Source organism: Streptomyces sp. Tu6071 (genome assembly GCF_000213055.1).
GTDB lineage: Bacteria > Actinomycetota > Actinomycetes > Streptomycetales > Streptomycetaceae > Streptomyces > Streptomyces evansiae.
The window spans coordinates 2,176,866-2,201,162 of sequence record NZ_CM001165.1; the positions used below are offsets into that span (position 1 = coordinate 2,176,866).

Consider the following 24,297-nt stretch of genomic DNA (forward strand, 5'->3'; position numbering starts at 1 on the left):
TCGGTCGAGGGGGCCTCGGCGGCGCGGCCCGGAGCAGGAGGGGGTGCGGCGGCGTGACCGGATCGGCGCGCGGTGGCCGGATGTTTGGGGCGTACAGGAAAACCCGGTGGGCATTGTCAGTGGCGGAACGTAATCTCGCCGCTGTGACAGCAGATCTTCCCGACTCCCCCAAGACCCGCTCGGCGGCGCGGACCCTGTCGCGCCTGTGGCCCTATGTCAGACCGGTACGGGCTCGGCTCGCGACCGCCGCCGTGATCGCCGTGCTCGCCTCCTGCGTGGGCCTCGTGGTGCCGCTCGTGCTCAAGGCGATCGTGGACGGCCCCGTCGCGGACCACGACCCGGGCGGGGTGTGGCTCGGGGCGCTCGGGCTGCTGCTGCTCGGGATAACGGAGGCGGTTCTCTTCGGCTTCCGGCGCTGGCTCGTGGCGAGGCCGCTCGCGGGGGTCGAGGCGGAGTTGCGGCGGGACCTGTTCGGGCGCCTCCAGCGCCTGCCCACCTCGTTCCACGACCGGTGGGCCTCGGGCCAGTTGCTCTCGCGCGCGACGACCGACCTCATGATGCTGCGCATGTTCCTCGCCTTCCCGCTGACGTTCCTCCTGGTCAACGGCGTGACGATCGGCGTCGGCGTGGTGATCCTGGTGATCCAGGACTGGGGGCTGGGGCTGCTGCTGCTCGTGCCCGTCGCGCCGCTGGTCCCGCTCTGCACGTACTTCGAGCGCCGGTACAGCACCGCGGCGCGGCAGGCGCAGGACCAGATCGGGGACGTCACGACGCTCGTCGAGGAGAGCGTCCTCGGCATCCGCGTCGTGAAGGGCTTCGGTCGGCACCGCAGCCAGGCGCGCGTCTTCCGCGCGCGGGCGAAGGAGCTGCGGGCCACGGAGCTGCGCAAGGCGCACCTGCTCGCGTGGATCTGGGGGGTCATCACGACGCTCCCCGAGCTGGCGATCGTGACGGCGCTCGTGCTCGGCACGATCCGTGTCGCGGACGGCGACCTCTCGGCGGGCACGCTCGTCGCCTTCCTCTCCACGGCGCTCGCGCTGCGCTGGCCCGTCGAGTCGATCGGCTTCCTCCTCGCGATGTGCCAGGAGGCGGCGGCAGCGGCGGAGCGGTACTTCGAGGTCATGGACGAGCGGCCCGAGGAGGACGTGCCCGCTCCGGCCGCCGCGGCGCGCGCGGAGGTACGGGCAGGGGCACGGGGCGCGGCGGACGGGCTGCGCTTCCACGGGGTCGGCTTCCGCTTCCCCGACGCCGCGCCGGACGCGCCCCCGCTGCTCGACGGCGTGGACCTGCACGTACGGCCGGGCGAGACCGTCGCGCTCGTGGGCGCCACGGGCTGCGGCAAGACGACACTGACCCACCTCGTACCGCGCCTCTACGAGCTGAGCGAGGGCCGGATCACGCTCGACGGCGAGGACATCACGGCGATGCCGCGCGAGCGGCTGCGCTCCCTCGTCGCCGTCGCCTTCGAGGAGCCGACGCTCTTCTCGGCGTCGATCGCGGAGAACGTGCTGATGGGCGCGGGCCCCGACGCGGGCACGAAGGACCTCGCGCGGGCGCTCGACGTGGCGCAGGCCGGTTTCGTGAAGGACCTGCCGCACGCGGAGAGCACCGAGGTGGGCGAGCAGGGGCTGAGCCTGTCGGGCGGGCAGCGGCAGCGGCTCGCACTCGCCCGCGCGGTGGTGGGCTCGCCGCCCTTCCTCGTGCTCGACGACCCGCTCTCGGCGCTCGACGTCGCCACCGAGGCGGCCGTCGAGGCGGCGCTGCGCCGCGTCCTGGAGGGGACGACGGCGCTGGTCGTGGCGCACCGGCCGTCGACGGTGCAGCTCGCCGACCGGGTCGCGCTCCTCTCCGACGGCCGGATCACGGCCGTCGGCACCCATCATCAACTGCTGCGCGAGAACGCCGAGTACGCCTGGCTCATGTCGGGCGCGGAACGGGCCCTGGAGGGACAGGCATGACGACGGGAGCCGATCGGCGACACCCGGACGGAGCGGGCGACGGGCCGGGCGACGCACAGGCCGGGCGTACGGGCACGGAGGCGCTGCTGACCTCGCCGCCCACGCCCCTGCCCCCGCTTCCGGCGGACGCGACCCCGGCGGAGGCCGCTCCGGCGGACGGGACTCTGGCGGAAGCCGCTCCGGCGGACGCGACCTTGGCGGACGGGGCGTTGACGGACGGGGCGTTGACGGACGCGACCCCGGCGGGCGGGGCCCCGGCGAAGGGGACCCCGGCGGGCGCGACCCCGCCGCCCGATCCCTTCGACCAGGACGACCTGCCCGTCGCCAAGGGCGCCACGCGCGCGCTCCTCGGCGCGCTGCTGCGCCCGCACCGGGGGCGGGTCGCGCTCACGGTGCTGTTCCTGCTGCTCCAGCAGGCGGCGATGCAGGCGGGCCCGCTGCTCGTCGCGTACGCGATCGACCAGGGCGTCCCCGCGGTGCGGCGCGAGGACTACGGGCCGCTCGTCGCGCTCGGCACGGCGTACGCGCTGTGCGCGCTCGGCTCGGGCGTCTTCCAGTTCGTGTACACGAAGCTGTCGGGCCGCGTGAGCCAGGACGTGCTGCTCGATCTGCGCGGGCGGATCTTCCGGCACGCGCAGGTGCTGAGCGTGGACTTCCACGAGCGGTACACCTCGGGGCGGCTCATCTCGCGTTCGACGACGGACGTCGAGTCGCTGCGCGAACTGCTCGACGAGGGCCTCCAGGAGCTGATCAACACGCTCCTCTCCTTCCTGTCGATCTCCGTCGTGCTGCTCGTGCTCGACGGCTGGACGGGCGCGCTCGCCGTGCTGTCCTTCGTCCCGCTGTACCTGCTCGTGCGGCTCTACCAGCGGCGCGCGGGGCGGGTCTTCGCGCGGCGCTCGACGGCGATCGCCTCGGTCATCGTGAAGTTCGGCGAGACGATGAACGGCATCCGCCCGGTGCGGGCCTTCCGGCGCGAGGCGGTCAACGACGCCGAGTTCGACGCGCTCAACCGGAAGCACGAGCGCAGCAACGGCGACTCGCTCATCGAGATGGCGCGGTACGTGGTCGGCTCGCGGCTCGTGGCGAACACGACGATCGCCGCGATCGTGCTGTGGGACGCCTACCGGGTCGCGGACGGGACGCTCGCGCTCGGCACGCTCGCGGCGGCGGCGCTCTACCTGCGGCGCCTGTACGACCCGATCGACCGGCTCGGCCAGTTCCTCAACGCCTACCAGTCGGCGGCGGCCTCGCTGGAGAAGGTCGCCGGGCTGCTCGCGCAGGAGCCGGGCGTGCCCGAACCCGCCGTGCCGCGCGAGCTGCCCCCGGCGCGGGCCGGACTCCCGGGCCGCCAGGTCGACTTCGAGGGCGTCTCGTTCTCGTACCGGACGGGCGGCGAGGTGCTGCCGCGCTTCGGTCTGCGCCTCGACGCCGGGAAGACGGTGGCCGTCGTCGGCTCGACGGGGGCGGGCAAGTCGACACTCGCGAAGCTCCTGGCCCGCTTCTACGACCCGACCGAGGGTCGCGTCCTGCTCGACGGCACCGACCTGCGCGACCTGCCGATGGCGGAGCTGCGGCGCGGCGTCGTCATGGTGACGCAGGAGGCGTTCCTCTTCTCCGGGACGATCGCGGACAACATCGCGATCGGCCGTCCGGAGGCGAGCCGCGCCGAGATCGAGCAGGCGGCGAAGGCGATCGGGGCGCACGAGTTCATCGCCGCGCTCCCGGAGGGCTACGACACGGACGTACGCAAACGCGGTGGGCGCATCTCGGCGGGCCAGCGCCAGTTGGTGGCCTTCGCGCGCGCCCTGCTCGCCGACCCGGCGGTCCTGATCCTGGACGAGGCGACGAGTTCGCTCGACATCCCGGGCGAACGCGCGGTGCAGGAGGCGATGGAAACGGTCCTCCACGGCCGCACGGCCGTCGTCATCGCCCACCGCCTCTCCACGGTGGCGATCGCCGACCGCGTCCTCGTCATGAGCAAGGGCCGCGTCATCGAGGACGGCGCCCCGGACCAACTGATCGCCGGCACGGGCACGTTCGCGGGCCTGCACCGGACGTGGCGGGAGAGCCTGGCCTGAGACCGCAGCGACTCACGTGGGGGGCGGGCCGGTTCACGCGAACCGGCCCGCCCCCCACGTACCGCCCCCTGCGCGCCCCAGCCACCCGCGTACCGCCGCCCTGCGCGCACCGCGTCGGCGGTCAGGCGGGGCGTTCGCGCGGGAGCAGTGCGGCGACGAGGACGCCCAGCAGGACGAGGGCCGCGTTGACCGCGAGCGCCGTGGTGACGCCGTGGCGGACGGCCGCGGCGGTGGCGGCGCCCGTCGTGCTCGCCGTGACGACCGCCGACATGAGGGGCGTGCCCATCGTGATGCCGATCTGCTGGGACATCGAGGCGAGGCCCGTGGCGAGACCCTGTTCCTCGTCGGGGAGTCCGCTCGTCGCCGTGACCATGAAGCCGACGATCACGAGCATGTTGCCGACACCGCCGAAGAACGTCGCGGGGAGCAGCAGGCCGAGCGCCGCGCCCGCGCCCGTACCGAGGAGGCCGAGGAAGAGGAGCGCGGCCGTGAAGACGGTCTGGACGAGGCCGCCCGCGAGGAGCACGGCCCGTGTGGACGTGCGGGCGATGGCCCTCGGGGCGAGGAGGCCGCCCGCGACGGTGCCGAGTCCGAGCACACCGAACGAGACGCCCGCCGCGAGCGGCGAGAAGCCCAGGGTCTTCTGGAGGTAGAGCGTCAGGAGGTAGACGAGGGAGGTCTCGGTGACGAAGGCGAGCAGGCCGAGGACGTTGCCGAGCGCGACGCCCCGGCGGCGCAGGACCCGCGGTGGGACGAGCGGTTCGCGCGCCTTCCGTTCGACCAGCGCGAAGACGGCGAGCAGGGCGGCCCCGCCGAGCAGCCCGGTCAGCGCCCGGCCGCCGGTCCACCCGTACTCGCCGGCCTGCGTGAGCCCGTAGACGAGGCCGAGCAGGCCGAGCGTGACGGCGAGCGCGCCGGGCAGGTCGAGGCGCGGGCGCACCGGGGGCCGCGACTCCTTGATGACGGTCGGCGCGATCACGAGGACGGCGACGGCGACGGGCACGTTGACGAAGAAGGCCCAGCGCCACGAGAGCAGGTCCGTGAGGACGCCGCCGAGGATCGCGCCCGTCGTGAAACCGGCCGACATGAGCGCGCCGTTGATGCCGAGCGCCTTCTGCCGCAGCGGGCCCTCCGGGAAGGACGTCGTGAGGAGCGAGAGGCCCGCCGGGGTCGCCGCCGCCGTCGCGAGGCCCTGCGCGACGCGGGCGGCGAGCAGCACTCCCGGGCTGGTGGCGAGACCGCCGACGAGCGAGGCCGTGCCGAGCAGCGCGATGCTGCCGACGAAGATCCGCTTCCGGCCGATCAGGTCGCCGATCCGTCCGAAGAAGAGCGTGAACCCGGCGGCGCACAGCGCGAAGGCCGTCGCGATCCACTGGAGGTTCGCGAGCGAGAAGCCGAGCCCCTCGCCGATCGCGGGCAGCGCCACGTTCAGGATCGAGAAGTCGACGGCCAGCATGAACTGGGCGACGAGCAGGACGGCGAGCACGAGCTTGAGGCGGGCGGTGAGGCGCGGGGCCCCGGGCGGTGGCGCGGGAGTCGCGGGCGCGGACTCGGCGCGGAGTACGGACATGACGAACCCTTCGGTACGAGGGCGCGGGCGCGCCGTTCGCCGTAACGGGACTGGATTCCCGTTACGGCGAAGAACGTAGCACCGCCGGGCGCCGTAAGGGAACTCTAATTCCGTTAAGCTGGGGTCATGACCGACGCAGCCGCTCCGCCCCCGCCCGGCACCCCGCCCCCCGGCACCGTCCGCCCCGGCGGTCGCACCGCCCGCGTACGGGAGGCCGTCCTGCGCGCGAGCGGCGACGCGCTCGCCGAGCGGGGCTTCGAGGCCCTGGACCTCGCCGACGTCGCCCGCCGCGCCGAGGTGGGCAGGACGACGGTCTACCGGCGCTGGGGCACCCCGGCCGCGCTCGCCGCCGACCTGCTCGCCGACATGGCGGAGCAGTCCCTGCCGCGCGCGGACACCGGCACCGTCGAGGGCGACCTCCTCGCCAACGCGCGCCTCGTCGTCAGGACCCTCACGGACCCGCGCCAGGGCCGCCTCTTCCGCGCCCTCGTCGCCGCCTCGCTCTGCGACCCGGAGACGGCAGCGGCACTGCACCGCTTCTACGAGGTGCGGGTCGCGGAGTGGGCCGGGTGCGTCACGGACGCCGTGGCACGCGGTGAACTCCCGCCCGGCACGGACGCGCACGCGGTCGTCGCCGCCGTATCGGCCCCGCTGTACTACGCCTTCCTCAACCTCGGCGCCCCGCTCACGGACCACCACGCCCGCCGCGCGGCCCACGCGGCGGCGACGGCGGCACGGGCGGGGGTGTGGAGCGGGGGTACGGAGGACGGCTGAGGGACGGCACCCGCGGCGCCCGGCGGCCCCACCCCGCCATCCCCGGCGAGCCCCCTCCGGCACCAGCAGCCCCCACCCCCCACTTTCCAGCCAACGGCCGACACCCATCGGGCCCTTGACAGCCTCGCCCACAGCCGCCGCACAGGCCCGGCGCACCGCGTCGTGGCATGTGCGCGGAAACCGCTCCCCCGGCCTTGTTGAGCTACCGACGCGTAACGGCGGTGGCGCGCGGGGGCCCGCGGACGGCGGCCGGCGGGCGGCGCCGGAGCGGGACATGGTTCCGGCCAAGCTCTCTTCGTGGTCATGACACGCGGTGCCCCGCGATGCGAAGGTGGCGATGCGCCACCCCCCACGGTCGGCCACACCCCCCACCCCTCGGGGCCGGATCGCCCTCGGACGATCCGGCCCCGCAGCACCCGCACGCCCGTCAGTTCACCGCGCGGCCCGTCGTCCGCCTCCCCCACGAGGCACGACCCCGCCGAGGCACCGCCCCACCGAGGGCCACGCCCCGCCGGGTCACGGCGCCGGACCGCGCTCCCCCCACTGGAACGAATCGACTGGGAGTCAGCGTTGTCCCGTAACCCCGGCACGTCCCGTACCTCCCGTTTCCCCAGAACGGTTCTGGTGTCCGCCACCGCGGTCGCCTCCGCCGCTCTGCTCGCGGGGGCCCTCGGCGCCCCCGCCACGGCGGCGGACCGCACCCCGTCCGCGACGCCGCTCACGATGACCGTCTCGCTGCGCGCCGGCCTTTTGAAGGAGGCGAAGGCGGACACGGCGGCCACCGCGCGCACCCTCGGGCTCGGCGCCCAGGAGGAGTTGCACGTCAAGGACGTCGTGAAGGACCGCGACGGCACGGTCCACACGCGCTACGACCGCACGTACCAGGGCCTCAAGGTCCTCGGCGGCGACCTCGTCGTGCACACCGCGAAGAGCGGGAAGCAGCTCGGCGTCAACCGCGCGAGCAAGGCAGGGCTCAAGGTCGACACGAGCCCGAAGACGCTCAAGGCCGCACCGGACAACGCCACGAAGGTCGTGTGGGCGCCGCGCGACAGCGGCCCCGTGCTCGCCTACGAGTCCGTCGCGAAGTCCGTCAAGAAGGACGGCACGCCGAGCGAGATCCACACCGTCACCGACGCGACGAGCGGCAAGCGCCTCGCCCGGTGGGACGGCGTCGAGACCGGCCTCGGGCACAGCGAGTACAACGGCGACGTCGAGCTCGGCACGAGCGGTTCGGCGGGCAGCTACACGCTCACCGACGCGGAGCGCGGCGGGCACAAGACGTACAACCTCGACAACGGCTCCTCCGGGACCGGCACGCTCTTCACGGACGACGACGACGAGTGGGGCGACGGCACCGCGAGCGACCCGCAGACCGCCGCCGTCGACGCCGCCTACGGCGCCGCCGAGACCTGGGACTACTACAAGGACGTGCACGGCCGCTCCGGCATCGCCGGGGACGGCAAGGGCGCGACCTCGCGGGTCCACTACGGCAACAACTACGTCAACGCCTTCTGGCAGGACAGCTGCTTCTGCATGACGTACGGGGACGGAGCGGGCAACGCCGCGCCGCTCACCGCGCTCGACGTCGCCGCGCACGAGATGAGCCACGGCGTCACGGCCGCGACCGCGGGCCTCGTCTACAGCGGGGAGTCCGGCGGCCTCAACGAGGCGACGAGCGACATCATGGCGACCGCCGTCGAGTTCTACTCGAACACCGACGAGGACCCGGGCGACTACCTCATCGGCGAGAAGATCGACATCAACGGCGACGGCAGCCCGCTGCGGTACATGGACGAGCCGAGCAAGGACGGCGCCTCGCGCGACTACTGGTCCTCCGACCTCGGCAACACCGACGTCCACTACTCCTCGGGCCCGGCGAACCACTTCTTCTACCTGCTGTCCGAGGGCAGCGGCGCGAAGACCGTCAACGGCGTCTCCTACGACTCGCCGACCTACGACGGCTCGACGGTGACCGGCATCGGCATCGACAAGGCCGCGCAGGTGTGGTTCAAGGCGCTCAGCGAGTACATGACGTCCACGACGGACTACGCGGACGCCCGCGAGGCCACGCTCAGCGCGGCCGGGGACCTCTACGGCGCGGACTCCGCCGAGTACCAGGCGGTGGACGCGGCCTGGGCGGCCATCAACGTGAGCTGACGGAGCGAAGGCTGACATGAGGTAAGGGGCGTTCTCCTGGAGAACGCCCCTTACCTTTCACCCCGTTCATCGGATCACCGCACCGCGCGCCGGGCTCTTGGCCTCACCGCGTCCGCGCGCCGGGTTCTCGGCCTCGCCGCGTCCGCGCGCCGGGCCCCTCGGCCTCACCGCATCAGCACGCCTCCCCCGTCCCCCTTCGCCTCCGCCGGCACGGCCACGAGCCCCAGTTCGGCGAGCGAGGCGAGGAGCCGGTGGGCGGGCAGGACGCGCACGGTGTAGCCGAAGCTGCCCGTGCGGTCGAGGGCGAGCGGGCCCTCGTACGTCCAGCGGCCCTCCAGGTCGGGCCCCGCGCCGACGGGCTTGAGCGGCACCGTGTGCGGCTCGCTGATCCGGTCGTCGGCGTCGACGCGCCCGGAGACCACCTGCACCTCGACGTCCTCGGGCGCGAGCGCCCCGAGCGAGACGTGCACGCGCAGTCCGAGGCTCGCCCCGTACTCGGCGCCCGTGCCCGTCGCCGTCGTCTCCGGCTGCTCCACGGCGACCTGTCCCCAGCCCGCGCGCACCTTCGCCTTCCACGCGGCGAGCTGCCCGGCCGCCTCGGGGACGAGGGCGCGGTGGGCGCGCGCGGCGGGGGTGTAGAGATCCTCCACGTAGCCGCGGACCATGCGCCCGGCGAGGACCTTGGGGCCGAGGCTCGTGAGGGTGCGGCGCACCATCTCGATCCAGCGGCCCGGCAGGTCCCGCGCGTCGCGGTCGTAGAAGCGCGGCGCCACGCGCTCCTCCAGGAGGCGGTAGAGGGCCTCGGACTCCAGGTCGTCGCGGCGGTCCTCGTCGAGGTGCGCGCTGCCGTCGGCGGTGGGGATCGCCCAGCCGAAGTCGGGCTCGTACCACTCGTCCCACCAGCCGTCGAGGACGGAGAGGTTGAGCGCGCCGTTGAGCGCGGCCTTCATGCCGCTCGTGCCGCACGCCTCCAGGGGCCGCAGCGGGTTGTTGAGCCACACGTCGCAGCCCGGGTAGAGGGTCTGCGCCATGCCCATGCCGTAGTCGGGCAGGAAGACGATGCGGTGGCGCACGCGCGGGTCGTCGGCGAAGCGGACGAGTTCCTGCACGAGGCGCTTGCCGCCGTCGTCGGCGGGGTGCGCCTTGCCCGCGACGACGATCTGCACGGGGCGCTCGGGGTGGAGCAGGAGGCGCGTGAGGCGCTCGGGGTCGCGGAGCATGAGGGTGAGGCGTTTGTACGAGGGGACGCGGCGCGCGAAACCGATCGTGAGGACATCGGGGTCGAGGACCCCCTCGATCCAGCCGAGTTCGGCAGCACCCGCGCCGCGCTGGCGCCAGGAGGCGGCGAGGCGGCGGCGGACCTCGCCGACGAGGCGGGCGCGGAGCTGTCCCCGTACCCCCCAGATGTCCGCGTCGGGGATGTCGGCGACGGCGTCCCAGCGGGGCGAGCCGCCGACCGCCATGGCCTCCTCGGCGCGCGCGGCGCCGATCCGCCCGGCGCCGAGCGCGAAGACCTCGGGGGCGACCCAGGTGGCCGCGTGCACGCCGTTGGTGACGGAGGTGATCGGCACGTCCTCGGCGTCGAAGCCGGGCCAGAGCCCGGCGAACATCTCGCGGCTGACCTGCCCGTGCAGGGTCGAGACGCCGTTGGCGCGCTGGGCGAGGCGCAGGCCCATGACCGCCATGTTGAACAGGTGCGGCTGCCCGCCCTCGTACGTCTCGCGGCCCAGGCGCAGCACGTCCTCGGTGTCGAGCGCGGGCAGTTCGGCGCTCGGCCCGAAGTGGCGGGCGATCAGCTCGGCGTCGAAGCGGTCGATACCGGCCGGGACGGGGGTGTGGGTGGTGAAGACGGTGCCCGCGCGGACGGCTTCGAGCGCGGCGGCGAAATCGGGGATCGCGGGGTTCCCGCCGCTCAGCAGCTCGTGCACGCGTTCGAGGCCGAGGAAGCCCGCGTGTCCCTCGTTCGTGTGGAACACCTCGGGGGCGGGGTGCCCGGTGAGGCGGCAGTAGGCGCGGACGGCGCGGACGCCGCCGATGCCGAGGAGCATCTCCTGGTGGAGGCGGTGCTCGCTGCCGCCGCCGTAGAGGCGGTCGGTCACCTCGCGGGCCGCGCGGTCGTTGTCCTCGACGCCGGAGTCGAGGAGGAGGAGCGGGACGCGGCCGACCGCGGCCTGCCAGATCCTCGCCCGCAGGACGCGCCCGGCGGGGAGCGTGAGGGCGATCTCGGCGGGGGTCCCGTCGGCCTCGCGCAGGAGGGTCAGGGGCAGCTCGCCCGGGTCGAGCACGGGGTAGGTCTCCTGCTGCCAGCCCTCGCGCGAGAGGGACTGACGGAAGTAGCCGTGCCGGTAGAGGAGGCCGACGCCGATGAGCGGGACGCCGAGGTCGCTGGCCGATTTGAGGTGGTCCCCGGCGAGGATGCCGAGGCCGCCCGAGTACTGCGGGAGCGCCGCGGTGACGCCGAACTCGGGCGAGAAGTAGGCGATCGCGCCGGGCAGCGCGGCGGGGTCCTGCTCCTGGTACCAGCGGCCGTCCGAGAGGTACGCGTCCAGGCCGGCGGCGGCCTCGCCGAGGCGCCGGACGTACCGCTCGTCGGCGGCGAGGGCGGTGAGCCGGTCCTGGGTCAGCGCGGCGAGCAGGCGCAGCGGGTCCTGGCCGCTCTCCTCCCACAGGACGGGGTCCGCGGCGCGGAACACCTCACGCGTCGGGGGGTGCCAGGACCAGCGCAGGTTACGGGCGAGTGCGTCGAGCGGGCGCAGGGGTTCGGGGAGTACGGGCCGGACGGTGAATCGTCGGATGGCCTTCACGTTGCCGCCTTCGCGTCAGGAAGCTGAACAGGGGCCCGTCACCGGCGCCACACCGGGACAAAGGCCGCTTCCCCGCGACCCTAGCGCGGGGGGTGCCCCGCCAACCACGGCGCGCGCGGGCACCCCGTACGCTCCCCGCGCCCCTCAAATGCGCCCACCGAATCGCCGCGTCCCCGCTCACCAGCCACAATCCGATGACGCGGGGCCGCACCCCCGGGTGCCGTGTGACGTGGCCGGAATTGTGTCCGTGTTGATGAGCGAGTAGTTAACACGCCGTCGGGTTGCCCATACGGATACCGGGGGAAGGCTTCCGCGGTAGCCCACCGCAGCACCCCCTTTACATCCGCCCACTCGGGTGAACGCGGACAGGAGCGGCCATGCCTCAGGGACGCCGGCGAGCAAATCGGGTGAAGGCCCGGTCAACGGACGGCTCCGCACTGCCGATAGACGGTGCGGAGGCACAGGCGGGCCCCGCGGGGCCCGTACGGCCCGTGCGGCCGGACCGGTCCGGCCGCGACGCACCCCCGAAGCCCCGCCGTGCCGCCCCACCACCCGCACCCGCACCCGCTACGTCACCAGGTGATGCCGTGAAAACCCCGATCGGCCGCATCCCCGTGCTGGATGTGACCCCGCTCGTCGACTGCGGACGCAGGCCCGCCAAGGCCGTCGTCGGCGAGACCTTCGAGATCAGTGCCACCGTCTTCCGCGAGGGCCATGACGCCGTGGCGGCCAATGTGGTCCTCAAGTCACCGGACGGCCGTCCGGGACCGTGGACCCCGATGCGAGAACTCGCCCCCGGCACCGACCGCTGGGGCGCCGAGGTGACCCCGGACATGGAGGGCCGCTGGACGTACAAGGTGGAGGGCTGGAGCGATCCGCTCGCCACCTGGCGGCACGCGGCGGGCATCAAGGTGCCCGCCGGGATCGACACCGCCCTCGTCCTGGAGGAGGGCGCGCTGCTCCACGAGCGCGCCGCGCGCAAGGTCCCCAAGCAGGACGGCAAGCGCGAGGTGGTGCTCGCGGCGGCCGACGCGCTGCGCGACACCTCGCGCACCCCGGGGCAGCGCCTGGCCGCCGCGCTCGCGCCGGAGGTGGTCGAGGTCCTGGACCGGCACCCGCTGCGCGAGCTGGTCAGCTCCTCGAAGCCGCTCAAGCTGCTCGTCGAGCGGCGCCGGGCCCTCGTCGGCTCCTGGTACGAGTTCTTCCCGCGCTCCGAGGGGGCGCGGGTCACCGCGGACGGGCGGAGCCGGTCGGGGACGTTCCGGACGGCGGCCGAGCGGCTCGCCGGGGTCGCCGCGATGGGCTTCGACGTCGTCTACCTGCCGCCGATCCACCCGATCGGCACGACACACCGCAAGGGCCGCAACAACTCGCTCGACCCGACGCCCGAGGACGTGGGCGTGCCGTGGGCGATCGGTTCGGCGGACGGCGGGCACGATGCGGTGCACCCGGAGCTGGGCACCCTGGAGGACTTCGACGCCTTCGTGGCGCGGGCCCGGGAGCTGCGCCTGGAGATCGCGCTCGACTTCGCGCTCCAGTGCTCGCCGGACCACCCGTGGGTCAAGGAGCACCCGGAGTGGTTCCACCACCGCCCGGACGGCTCGATCGCGTACGCCGAGAACCCGCCGAAGAAGTACCAGGACATCTACCCGATCGCCTTCGACAAGGACATGCCGGGGCTCGTCGCGGAGACGTGCCGGGTGCTGCGCTTCTGGATGGACCACGGGGTGCGGATCTTCCGGGTGGACAATCCGCATACGAAGCCGGTCGTGTTCTGGCAGAAGGTGATCGCGGAGATCAACGGACGCGACCCCGACGTCATCTTCCTGGCGGAGGCGTTCACCCGCCCGGCGATGATGCGCACCCTCGCCGCCGTCGGCTTCCAGCAGTCGTACACCTACTTCACCTGGCGTAACACGAAGCAGGAGCTGACGGAGTACGCCCAGGAACTCGCGGGTGAATCCGCGTGGGTCATGCGGCCCAATTTCTTCGTCAACACCCCGGACATCCTGCACGGCTACCTCCAGGACGGCGGGCCCCCCGCCTTCGCCACGCGGGCCGTGCTCGGGGCGACGCTCTCCCCCACGTGGGGGGTGTACGCGGGCTTCGAGCTGTACGAGAACCAGGCGCTGAAGCCCGGCTCCGAGGAGTACCTGGACTCGGAGAAGTACCAGCTCAGGCCACGTGACTGGGAGGGGGCCGAGCGCGCGGGACGCTCGCTGGCCCCGCTGATCACGAAGCTCAACCGGCTTCGCCGGCTGCACCCGGCGCTCCAGCAACTGCGCCGCGTGCACTTCCACCACACGGATCAGGACCAGGTCATCGCGTACTCCAAACGGGCGGGCAACGACGTCGTGCTCGTGGTCGCGAACCTCGATCCCCACCACACCCAGGAGGCGACGGTCTCGTTGGACATGCCGGCGCTCGGCCTCGACTGGCACGAGACCGTCCCGGTGCGCGACGCGCTCACCGGCGAGACCTACCACTGGGGCAGGGCCAACTACGTGCGCCTGGAGCCGGGCACCACGCCCGCGCACGTGTTCACCCTGCGACCGTCCCCGCTGATCGGAGGGTCACCCGCATCATGATCGTCAACGAGCCCGTCCCCGACACATTCGAGGACACCCCGCGCAAGGACCGCGATCCCGACTGGTTCAAACGCGCCGTCTTCTACGAAGTCCTCGTCCGGTCCTTCCAGGACAGCAACGGCGACGGAGTCGGCGACCTCAAGGGCATCACCGCGAAGCTGGACTACCTGCAATGGCTCGGCGTGGACTGCCTCTGGCTCCCGCCGTTCTTCCAGTCCCCGCTGCGCGACGGCGGCTACGACGTCTCCGACTACACCGCCGTGCTCCCCGAGTTCGGGGACCTCGCCGACTTCGTCGAGTTCGTGGACGCGGCGCACCAGCGCGGCATGCGCGTCATCATCGACTTCGTCATGAACCACACGAGCGACCAGCACATGTGGTTCCAGGAGTCGCGCAAGGACCCCGAAGGCCCCTACGGCGACTACTACGTCTGGGCCGACGACGACAAGGCGTACAGCGACGCGCGCATCATCTTCGTCGACACCGAGGCGAGCAACTGGACCTTCGACCCGGTCCGCAAGCAGTACTACTGGCACCGCTTCTTCTCGCACCAGCCGGACCTCAACTACGAGAACCCGGCGGTGCAGGAGGAGATCATCGCGGCGCTGCGCTTCTGGCTGGACCTCGGCATCGACGGCTTCCGCCTCGACGCGGTCCCCTACCTCTACGCCGAGGAGGGCACCAACTGCGAGAACCTGCCCGCGACGCACGAGATGCTCAAGCGGGTACGGGCCGAGGTGGACGCGCACTACCCGGACACCGTGATCCTCGCGGAGGCCAACCAGTGGCCCGAGGACGTCGTCGACTACTTCGGCGACTTCTCCAAGGGCGGCGACGAGTGCCACATGGCCTTCCACTTCCCGGTCATGCCGCGCATCTTCATGGCGGTGCGGCGCGAATCGCGCTACCCCGTCTCGGAAATCCTCGCGAAGACCCCGGCGATCCCGGCCGGGTGCCAGTGGGGCATCTTCCTGCGCAACCACGACGAGCTGACCCTCGAAATGGTGACGGACGAAGAACGCGACTACATGTACGCGGAGTACGCCAAGGACCCGCGGATGCGCGCCAACATCGGCATCCGCCGCCGCCTCGCGCCGCTGCTCGACAACGACCGCGACCAGATCGAGCTGTTCACGGCGCTGCTGCTCTCGCTGCCCGGCTCCCCCATCCTCTACTACGGGGACGAGATCGGCATGGGGGACAACATCTGGCTCGGCGACCGCGACGCGGTGCGCACCCCGATGCAGTGGACGCCCGACCGCAACGCCGGGTTCTCCTCCTGCGACCCGGGCAGGCTCTTCCTGCCGACCATCATGGACCCGGTCTACGGCTACCAGGTGACGAACGTCGAGGCGGCCATGTCCGCCCCGGCCTCGCTCCTGCACTGGACCCGCCGCATGATCGAGATCCGCAAGCAGAACCCCGCCTTCGGGCTGGGTTCGTATACGGAACTGCCGTCCTCGAACCCCGCGGTCCTCGCCTTCCTGCGCGAGCTGCGCTCGGAGGACGGCACGTCGGACGACCTGGTGCTGTGCGTGCACAACTTCTCGCGCTTCGCCCAGCCCACCGAGCTGGACCTCCAGGCGTACGCGGGCCGCCATCCGGTGGAACTCATCGGTGGCGTGCGCTTCCCCGCGATCGGTGAACTGCCGTACCTGCTCACCCTCGCGGGCCACGGCTTCTACTGGTTCCGGCTGCGCAAAGACCCGTCCGAGCGCTGAACGGGCGCGGCCCCCGCCGGGCGCGGGGGCCGCGACACGCGTGCGGAGCGGCGGCGCTGCGGTCGCCGCGTCCCATGCGTACCCGTATGGTTTCGGCCAGGGAAATCCCGTACCAGACCCGTCCGTCCGTTGGGTCCCGACCCGCATACTGTGTCCCACCCCGGGCACCCTCCCGGAATACCGGCACCACCGACGGGCCGGACCACCGAACGGCCCGTCACCGTACGGAATTCTCCCTACTGCCCCACCGGTCACCGTGGGGCCTGCGCGCCAGGGTTTTACCGCTTCGCGCGGGGCGCGTGAACCTGCTGGTGTACCCGGGGAAAGGACACGACCGCCGCCATGTCGGATGCCCCAAGGACGCTCGTCCCTTCCCCCAGCCCCGTCCCGGACCCGGGGGAACTGCTCGCCTCGCTCGACCCGCTGCTGCGCGGCTGGCTGCCCCGGCAGCGCTGGTTCGCCGGCAAGGGCCGCCCCGTCACCGGCTTCACCCTCGTCTCGCTCACCGAGCTGCTGCCCTGGCGCGGCGGGCGCGGTGGCGGTCCCGGAGTCCTCCACCTCCTGGTCCGCGCCGACCAGGACGCGGGCACCCCGGGCGACTGCTACCAGCTTTTGCTCGGCGTACGCAGCGAACTGCCGCCGCACCTCGCCCACGCGCGCATCGGCCGCCCGGAGTCCGGGCCCTTCGCCGGGCACGTCGTCTACGAGGCGCTCCAGGACCCGCGCCCGGCCGAACTCCTCCTGGAGCGGATGCGCCTGCCGGGACGGCTCGGCGAACTGCGCTTCGGGCGCGAGGCGCGCACCACGATCCCGACCGGGCTCACCCCCAGGCCGCTCGGCTCGGAGCAGTCCAACTCCTCGCTCGTGTACGGCGATACGTTCATCCTCAAACTCTTCCGGCGCGTCGTGCCCGGCGCCAATCCGGACCTGGAACTGCCGCTCGTCCTCGCGCGGCAGGAGTGCGCGCGCGTGCCCGCGCCCGTCGCGTGGATGCAGGCGGAGCCGGAGGGCGGCGAGGACGGCGAGCCGTACGTGCTCGGCGTGCTCCAGCCCTTCCTCCAGGGCTCGGACGACGGCTGGGAGCTGGCGCTGCGGCGGCTCGCCGCGGGCGAGGACTTCACCGCCGACGCGCACGCGCTCGGGCGGGCGACGGCCGAGGTGCACACCGCGCTCGCGGCGGCGCTGCCCGCCGCGGAGCTCGGGCCCGGTCAGCTCGCGGCGCTCGCCGGGGACATGACGCGCCGCCTGGAGGAGGCGGCGGCAGCGGTGCCCGAGCTGCGGCCGTACGTGCCGGGGCTGCGCGGCGCCTTCGCGCGCCTGGCCGCGGCGGGCCGCGAGGGCAGGACGTGGACCGCGCAGCGCGTGCACGGCGACCTGCACCTCGGGCAGTGCCTGCGCTCGGCGGAGGGCTACTGGTCGCTCATCGACTTCGAGGGCGAGCCGGCGAGGCCGCTCGCCGAGCGCCGCCTCGCCTTCCCGCCCGTGCGCGACGTGGCCGGGATGCTGCGCTCCTTCGACTACGCGGCCCGCTCGCACGAACCGTGGGCACCCGAGTGGGCCACGGCCTGCCGCGCCGCCTACTGCGAGGGGTACGCGGAGGTCGCGGGCCGCGACCCGCGCGAGGACGCGGACCTGCTCACCGCGTACGAGACGGACAAGGCGGTGTACGAGGTCCTGTACGAGGCCAGGCACCGGCCCGACTGGCTCCCGGTCCCGCTCGCGGCGATCGCGCGGCTCGCGGGGGACGCGCAGGCGCGCGAGGCCGGGGACACGCGGAGCAAGCGCGAGGCCCGGGACCCGGAGCCCGCCCGGTCCGAGTCCGCCCACGTCGCGCCCGCCCGCCAGTCCCCCGCGCGGGGCGGCCCGCGCGGGGGCTCCTCCCGCGAGGAGCCCGGCACGGGACGCCGTTCCACCAAGCTGTTGTGACCCGCCGGGGCAGCACGCCCCGGGCCCCACCCTCCGTTCGACCCGCACCGGCCCCAGGAGGTTTTACCCGTGACCCCCCGCTCCTCGTCCTCGTCCCGCCCCGCCAAGGCCGCCAAGGCGGCGCGCCACAAGCCCGCCGCACCGGCCCCCCAGGAGCCCGCGCTCCAGGAACCGGCGCCCCAGGACCCGGCGCCGCAGGGCCCGGCCCCGCAGGAGAACGCCGCCGCCCCCGAACCGGCGGCGCTCCCCCGCACCGCGCCCGTCCCCGCCCCCGCGCACGAACCCGCCGCGGAATCGCTCGGCGAGGCCGCTCCCGCCTCGCCCGACGCGGTGGGCGCCGGGGACCGGGGGCGGCTGCTCGCCGGGGCGCACCACGACCCGCACGCGGTGCTCGGCGCGCACCCCGCGGCGGACGGCGGCGGCACCCTCGTACGGGTCCTGAAGCCGCACGCCCGCGCGGTGACCGTGCTGCTCGCCGACGACGGCCGGGTGCCGCTGGGCGCCGACGGGGACGGCTTCTTCTCGGGCCGCCTCCCGGCGGGGACGCGGCCCGGCGCCCCGTACCGGCTGCTCGTCGCGTACGGCGAGGACGAGGGGGCGGCGCTGGAGGACCCGTACCGCTTCCCGCCCGCGCTCGGCGAGATGGACCTGCACCTCATCGGCGAGGGGCGGCACGAGGAGCTGTGGACGGCGCTCGGGGCACGCGTCATGGAGCGGGACGGCGTGGCGGGGACGCGGTTCACGGTGTGGGCGCCGAACGCGCGGGGGGTGCGCGTCATCGGGGACTTCAACTACTGGGACGGGACCGGGCACCCGATGCGCTCGCTCGGCGGGACCGGGGTGTGGGAGCTGTTCCTGCCGGGGCTCGGTGCCGGTGAGCTGTACAAGTACGAGATCACGACGCCCGAGGGCCACCACGTGCGCAAGGCGGACCCGATGGCGCGGCGCACGGAGGTGCCGCCCGCGACCGCTTCGGTCGTCGAGGAGTCCGCGTACGAGTGGAGCGACGCGGAGTGGCTCGCGCACCGCGGCGACCGCCCGGTGCACGAGGCGCCGTTCTCCGTCTACGAGGTGCACCTCGCCTCCTGGCGGCCGGGGCTCACCTACCGCGAGCTGGCCGAGGAGCTGCCCGCGTACGTGAAGGACCTCGGGTTCACGCACGTCGAGCTGATGCCGATCGCGGAGCACCCCTTCGGCGGCTCGTGGGGCTACCAGGTGACGGGGTTCTACGCGCCGACGTCGCGGCTCGGCACCCCGGACGACTTCCGCTTCCTCGTCGACAGCCTGCACCGGGCCGGGATCGGCGTCCTCATGGACTGGGTGCCCGCGCACTTCCCGCGCGACGAGTGGGCGCTCGCGCGGTTCGACGGCCGCCCGCTCTACGAGCACGCCGACCCGCAGCGCGCCTCGCACCCGGACTGGGGCACGCTCGTCTTCGACTTCGGCCGCACCGAGGTGCGCAACTTCCTCGTCGCGAACGCCACGTACTGGTGCGAGGAGTTCCACATCGACGGGCTGCGCGTCGACGCGGTCGCCTCGATGCTCTACCTGGACTACTCGCGCGAGTACGGGCAGTGGTCGCCGAACGCCTACGGCGGGCGCGAGGACCTGGACGCGGTGCGCTTCCTCCAGGAGATGAACGCGACCGTCTACCGCCGCAACCCGGGCGTCGTCACGGTCGCCGAGGAGTCGACGGCCTGGGACGGCGTCACACGGCCGACCGACCACAGCGGGCCCGGGGGCTTCGGCGGCCTGGGCTTCGGCCTGAAGTGGAACATGGGCTGGATGCACGACTCGCTCGAATACCTCGCGAAGGAGCCCGTGCACCGCAAGTACCACCACAACGAGCTGACCTTCTCGATGGTGTACGCGTACAGCGAGAACTACGTGCTGCCGATCTCGCACGACGAGGTGGTGCACGGCAAGGGGGCGCTCGTCTCGAAGATCCCGGGCGACTGGTGGCAGCGCCGCGCGACCGCCCGCGCCTACCTGGGCTTCATGTGGTCCCACCCGGGCAAGCAACTCCTTTTCATGGGGCAGGAGTTCGCGCAGGGCTCGGAGTGGTCGGAGGCGCACGGGCCCGACTGGTGGCTGCTCGACCCGGCGTACGAGGCGTCCGGCGACCACCGCGGCGTGCAGCACCTCGTGCGCGACCTGAACGCCGTCTACACCGCGACGCCGCCGCTGTGGCAGCGCGACACGGACCCGGGCGGCTTCGCCTGGGTCCTCGGCGACGCGGCCGAGGACAACGTCCTCGCCTACCTCCGCCACGACCACGAGGGCACCCCCTTCCTCGCGGTGTGCAACTTCTCCCCCGTCGTCCGCCCGCACTACCGCGTCGGCGCCCCGGAGGGCCGCTGGACGGAGGCCCTCAACACGGACGCGACGCGTTACGGCGGAAGCGGCGTCGCGGCGACCCCCGAGGGCGGCGCGACGACCGGCCCGATCGGCGCGCACGGCCACGCGCAGAGCCTGGAACTGACTCTGCCGCCGCTCGCGACGGTGTGGTTGCGGCGCGTCTGACCAGGCAGTTCGCCGCTGTTACAGGCCCCTGACAGTTTTCCGTGAACTGGAAGGGGGGTGGTGATCATCAGATATTCCGTACGCACTCACCCGCTGCGGAAAGAGACATCATGTCGATCATCACCCCCCGCGCCGCCCGCACCACCGCCGCCGTCCTCGCCGCGCTCGCCCTCGGCGCCGGGGCCGTCGCCTGCGACTCCGACGACGACTCCGCGAGCGCCGCGCCCACCGCCTCGCAGGGCTCCGGCGCCCCCGCGCAGGACGCGTCGAAGGACGACGGCGCCGACGCCGGTACCGGCTCCCCGCAGAGCGGCACGCCCGCCGAGGAGGGCACGAACGGCGGGAAGGCGCAGAACGACGACGGCATCAACCCCTCGGACGAGGCGGCGAAGCCGAGCGGCGCGCACTGCGCGACGAGCGAGATCGACTTCGACTTCTGGGGGCCGCACGGCGGGAAGCCCGACATGGAGCAGTCGAAGTACCAGCAGTCCGTGACCGTGCGGCTGACCAACCACAGCAAGCGCACGTGCACGCTCAAGGGCTTCCCCGGCGTCCAGCTCGTGAGCGCGAAGGGCGAGCGCTGGGACCTCGCCCGTTCCGGCGCCCGCCCGGACCCGATCACGCTCAAGCCCGGCGACGACATCGCGCACATCAAGTTCACGGTCATGCCCACGACGGACCCCGGCACGAAGTCGTTCGTCCCGCAGGACGTCGTCATGACGCTGCCCGACGAGACGAAGCACATCACGCTGCCGTGGGAGTACGGCGGCGCGATCGTCGAGCAGTCCGGTGCGACGCACCCCGGCACCTTCGTCGACCCGATCGGCCTCTGAGCGGCCCGGGGCGGCCCCTCCCGCGCGGAGGGACCGCCACGTCACGCCGCACGGCTCACGCCTTGAGCGCTATGGCCAGCGGCTCGGGCAGCGGCTCGCTGTGCAGGAGACCGAGCCGCTGCGTGGGCCGGGTGAGCGCCACGTACAGGTCGGACTCCTCGTACCGCTGCGGCTCCACGGCCAGCACCTCGTCGAATTCGAGGCCCTTCGACTGGCGCGGCGTCAGCAGCACGACGGGACGGGTCAGGTCGGGGCTCTCGCCCGCCGAGGCGCCCGGCAGGTGCGGGAGCAGCACGTGGTGCAGCGTGCGCGGCGCGACCACCGCGACGCGGCCCCCGGCCTCCGCCGCCCGCCCGGCCGCCTCGCCCACCGCGCGCGGCAGTTCCTCCGCCCCGTACGCGCCCGCCCACGGCCGGACGCCCGTCGAGCGGACCGAGCGCGGCGCGGCGAAGCCGGGGTCGGCGGCGCGCGGCACGGCGGCGGCGACGTCCATGATCTCGGCCGGGGTGCGGTAGTTGACGTCGAGACGGCGGTAGGCGTAGCGGTCGCCGACGTAGGGGGCGAGGACGCTGTCCCAGGAGCGCATGCCCGCCGGGTCGGCGGTCTGCGCGGGGTCCCCGACGAGGGTCATCGAGCGGTTGGGGCCGCGCCGCATGAGCAGCCGCCACATCATGGCCGACAGCTCCTGCGCCTCGTCCACGATGATGTGCCCGAAGGCCCACGTGCGGTCCTCGGCGGCCCGTTCGGCCGCGCTGCGCCGGTCGCGCTCCTCGTGCCGCTCCGCGAGCCGCTCCGCGTCCACGATGTCCTGGGCGCCGAGCACCTCCGACTCCTCGTCCTCGAACTCGTACGTGCGCGAGGCCGCGGCGACGTCGAGCACGCCCTGCGCGTACTCGGCCTCCTCGCGCCGCTTCCGTGCCTCGGCGGCACGGCGCAGGGAGTCGTCCTCGCCGAGGAGTTCGGCGGCCTCGTCGAGGAGCGCGACGTCGGCGGGGGTCCACGGCGCGGGTGTGAAGACGCTCCCCGACCACGTGCCGGGGGCACGGCGGATCGCGTCGGCGTCCTCGGCGGGCAGGTGTCCGCCGGCGTCGGGCTCGGCGAGGAAGTCCGCGAGGAACTTCTCCGGCGTGAGCCGGGGCCACAGCGTGTCGATGGCGGCCTGCACGGCGGGGCTCGCGGCGATCTCCTTGCCGAGTTCCGCGACGTCGGTCGGGTCGAGGAAGTTCGGGCCGCCGAAGGGGTCGGCGCCGAGGCGGTCGGCGAGTTGCGCGGTGAGCGCGTCGATGACGCGGAAGGCGAAGTGGGGGCGGGCGAGGTTGTGCGGGACGAGCGCGGCGCGCGCCCGCTCGCGGGCCCCGGCGGCGGTCTCCCGGTCGAGCGTGAGCGTCCCGTGGTCCTCGTGCGCGATCTCCAGGACGGGATCGGGCAGCGCCTGCCGGTCGGCGAGTGTCCGCGCGAGCACGTCCGCCATGCGCGCGTCGCCCTTCACGGCGGTCGCGCGCGGCGTGTCCGTGCCCGTCGCCTTGATGCCCGGGTACAGCTCGCCGGGCGTCGCGAGCCACACGCCGGTCTCGCCGAGCGAGGGCAGGACCTCGCCGATGTAGTTGAGGAAGGCGCCGCCGGGGCCGACGATCAGGACGGCGCTGCGGTGCAGGCGCTCGCGGTCCGCGTAGAGGAGGTATGCGGCGCGGTGCAGCGCGACGGCGGTCTTGCCCGTGCCGGGGCCGCCCTCGACGACGAGGACGCCGCGGTGCGGGGCGCGGATGATCTCGTCCTGCTCGGCCTGGATGGTGCGCACGATGTCGCCCATGCGTCCGGTGCGCTCCGCGTTGAGCGCGCCGAGCAGCACGGCGTCGCCGCTCGGGTTCTCGAAGGCGCCGGGGGCGGTCTCGCGGAGGTCGAGGGTCTCGTCGTGCAGGGCGGTGACGGTGCGGCCCCTGGTCGTCAGGTGCCTGCGGCGGCGGAGGCCCATCGGGTGCAGGCCGGTCGCGAGGTAGAAGGGGCGCGCGACGGGGGCGCGCCAGTCGATGAGCAGCGGCGTGCGCTCGCTGTCGTCGGCGCGCAGCCCGATCCGGCCGATGTGGTGGGTGACGCCGTCGCGCTGGTCGATCCTGCCGAAGCAGAGCCCTTCCTCGATGCCGTCGAGTTCGGCGAGCGTCCTGCTGTACTCGAAGGCGGCGATGGAGCGCTCCAGTTGGGCCTGGTGTCCCTTGCCGACGGGGCGCAGGGCGTCGTCGGCGGCGCCCTCGGCCCGGTCCCTGAGCGCGTCGAGGCAGGCGTGCAGGAGATCCACGTACTCCTGTTCGGTCCGCAGCTCCTCGCGGCCCCACTCGTCCTGACGCCCTTCTTGACCGTTCCCGGCCGTGCCGGTCTCGTTTGACAAGACTGCTCCCTGCCCGTTAAGATTCGAGTACATGCGCTTCTGTGTGCCCGGATTCAGGCAGCACGGAATTACTCAATATACGCGTCGAAACGCCCCGGCCTCAAGTGGCTGGGGCGTTTTCGCGTTCCGGGGGGGGCGTGCTCGTGCCGGGTCCCGCGGCCGTCAGGCGGCCATCCGGTCCAGCTCCTCGCGCAGCCTGCGGCCCGAGCGGGCGCCGACGAGCTTGCCGAGGGGTTCGCCGTCGCGGAAGAGGATCATCGTGGGCGCGGCGAGCACGCCGTACCGCGCGGCCGTGAGCGGTGCCTCGTCCACGTCGAGCGCGACGACCCGCAGCTCCCCGGCGCGCTCCCGCGCGAGGTCGGCGAGCACGGGGGCGAGCTGACGGCACGGCGGGCACCAGCTCGCGGTGAACTCGACGAGGACGGGGCCGGGGGCGAGCAGCACGTCGGACGCGAAGCGGTCGTCGGTGAGGTGGGTGACGTCAGTGGTGGCCGGCATGGCGGGTCTCCTCAGCGGTCGGTGTCGCGGGAACAGGGGGGACGGGGGCGAGGGCGCAGCCGGGCTCCGGGGGCGCCGCGCCCGCCAGGGCCCGTACCGCCTCCTCCGCGCGCGCCAGTTGCGCGGCGACGCGGGCGCGGGCGGCGAGGACCTGGGCGACGAGGGCGTCCATCTCGGTGAGCTTGCGGCGGTAGCCGCCGAGCGAGGCGGGACACGTGTCGCCCTCCTCGTGCCCGGCCCGCAGGCACTCCACGAAGGGCCGCGTCTCCTCCAAGCCGAAGCCGACCTCCTGGAGCGCGCGGATCTGCCGGACGAGGCGCAGATCCGCCGCCCCGTACACGCGATGCCCCTGCCCGTCGCGCCGCGCGGCGAGCAGCCCGCGCGCCTCGTAGTACCGCAGGCCCGCGTCGTCGTCCCCGCCCGCTCCGCCAGCTCCCCGATACGCATCTCGCCGTCGTCCATGCGACGACGGTAGAACCTG

General features: G+C 73.6%; 13 protein-coding genes and 1 pseudogene. 9 read left to right on the plus strand and 5 right to left on the minus strand.

Features of this window, described 5'->3' with window-relative positions; genetic code table 11:
* The first annotated feature begins 251 nt into the window (after nucleotides 1-251).
* Both STTU_RS08765 and STTU_RS08770 read left to right on the plus strand, forming a co-directional pair.
* Nucleotides 252-1,958: an ABC transporter ATP-binding protein gene (locus STTU_RS08765; RefSeq protein ID WP_043254610.1), complete on the plus strand. Its 1,707-nt coding sequence runs from the start codon at nucleotides 252-254 to the stop codon at nucleotides 1,956-1,958.
* On the plus strand, nucleotides 1,955-4,039 hold the full coding sequence (locus STTU_RS08770; RefSeq protein WP_043254613.1) for an ABC transporter ATP-binding protein: 2,085 nt from the start codon (nucleotides 1,955-1,957) through the stop codon (nucleotides 4,037-4,039). Before STTU_RS08765 ends, STTU_RS08770 begins: the two co-directional genes overlap by 4 nt.
* A gap of 121 nt (nucleotides 4,040-4,160) precedes the next feature.
* Here STTU_RS08770 and STTU_RS08775 read toward each other — a convergent pair whose 3' ends face one another.
* Entirely contained in the window at nucleotides 4,161-5,609 is a 1,449-nt protein-coding gene (locus tag STTU_RS08775) for an MFS transporter (RefSeq protein WP_007821901.1), read from the minus strand.
* Nucleotides 5,610-5,735: 126 nt separating this feature from the next.
* Here STTU_RS08775 and STTU_RS08780 point away from each other — a divergent pair, with 126 nt between their 5' ends.
* Together STTU_RS08780 and STTU_RS08785 are read left to right on the plus strand one after the other, a co-directional pair.
* Nucleotides 5,736-6,383 carry a TetR/AcrR family transcriptional regulator gene (locus STTU_RS08780; RefSeq protein WP_007821903.1) on the plus strand — a complete coding sequence of 216 codons (648 nt, stop codon included), beginning with the start codon at nucleotides 5,736-5,738 and terminating at the stop codon, nucleotides 6,381-6,383.
* Between the two features lie 624 nt (nucleotides 6,384-7,007).
* Nucleotides 7,008-8,540 (plus strand): M4 family metallopeptidase, encoded by a 1,533-nt coding sequence (locus STTU_RS08785; protein WP_007821904.1) that lies wholly within the window; start codon nucleotides 7,008-7,010, stop codon nucleotides 8,538-8,540.
* A 164-nt stretch (nucleotides 8,541-8,704) separates the two neighbouring features.
* On the opposite strand, the gene glgP is transcribed toward STTU_RS08785, so the two are convergent.
* Nucleotides 8,705-11,344, minus strand: coding sequence for an alpha-glucan family phosphorylase (gene glgP, locus STTU_RS08790; RefSeq protein WP_043254615.1), 2,640 nt, complete (start codon nucleotides 11,342-11,344; stop codon nucleotides 8,705-8,707).
* 587 nt (nucleotides 11,345-11,931) lie between these two features.
* Between glgP and STTU_RS08795 the strand changes: the two genes are divergently transcribed.
* The 5 genes from STTU_RS08795 (at nucleotide 11,932) to STTU_RS32880 (ending at nucleotide 20,935) form a co-directional block, all read left to right on the plus strand.
* Nucleotides 11,932-13,932, plus strand: a complete 2,001-nt coding sequence (locus STTU_RS08795; RefSeq protein WP_043254617.1) for an alpha-1,4-glucan--maltose-1-phosphate maltosyltransferase — start codon at nucleotides 11,932-11,934, stop codon at nucleotides 13,930-13,932.
* Nucleotides 13,929-15,653 carry a maltose alpha-D-glucosyltransferase gene (gene treS, locus STTU_RS08800; RefSeq protein ID WP_043254619.1) on the plus strand — a complete coding sequence of 575 codons (1,725 nt, stop codon included), beginning with the start codon at nucleotides 13,929-13,931 and terminating at the stop codon, nucleotides 15,651-15,653. The genes STTU_RS08795 and treS overlap by 4 nt, the downstream gene beginning before the upstream one ends.
* A gap of 342 nt (nucleotides 15,654-15,995) precedes the next feature.
* Nucleotides 15,996-17,579 carry a maltokinase N-terminal cap-like domain-containing protein gene (locus tag STTU_RS08805; protein ID WP_007821912.1) on the plus strand — a complete coding sequence of 528 codons (1,584 nt, stop codon included), beginning with the start codon at nucleotides 15,996-15,998 and terminating at the stop codon, nucleotides 17,577-17,579.
* Between the two features lie 69 nt (nucleotides 17,580-17,648).
* Nucleotides 17,649-20,102: a 1,4-alpha-glucan branching enzyme gene (glgB, locus tag STTU_RS08810; RefSeq protein ID WP_078518950.1), complete on the plus strand. Its 2,454-nt coding sequence runs from the start codon at nucleotides 17,649-17,651 to the stop codon at nucleotides 20,100-20,102.
* 110 nt (nucleotides 20,103-20,212) lie between these two features.
* A complete protein-coding gene (locus tag STTU_RS32880; protein ID WP_106432122.1) occupies nucleotides 20,213-20,935 on the plus strand; it encodes a DUF4232 domain-containing protein in 723 nt (240 codons plus the stop codon).
* A gap of 55 nt (nucleotides 20,936-20,990) precedes the next feature.
* Here STTU_RS32880 and STTU_RS08820 read toward each other — a convergent pair whose 3' ends face one another.
* From STTU_RS08820 to STTU_RS08830, 3 genes and pseudogenes are all read right to left on the minus strand, one after another.
* Nucleotides 20,991-23,318 carry a HelD family protein gene (locus tag STTU_RS08820; protein ID WP_007821918.1) on the minus strand — a complete coding sequence of 776 codons (2,328 nt, stop codon included), beginning with the start codon at nucleotides 23,316-23,318 and terminating at the stop codon, nucleotides 20,991-20,993.
* A gap of 162 nt (nucleotides 23,319-23,480) precedes the next feature.
* Nucleotides 23,481-23,816 carry a thioredoxin family protein gene (locus tag STTU_RS08825; RefSeq protein WP_010269809.1) on the minus strand — a complete coding sequence of 112 codons (336 nt, stop codon included), beginning with the start codon at nucleotides 23,814-23,816 and terminating at the stop codon, nucleotides 23,481-23,483.
* Nucleotides 23,800-24,263 (minus strand): annotated as a pseudogene (locus STTU_RS08830) (MerR family transcriptional regulator). Before STTU_RS08830 ends, STTU_RS08825 begins: the two are co-directional and overlap by 17 nt.
* Between the last annotated feature and the right edge of the window lie 34 nt (nucleotides 24,264-24,297).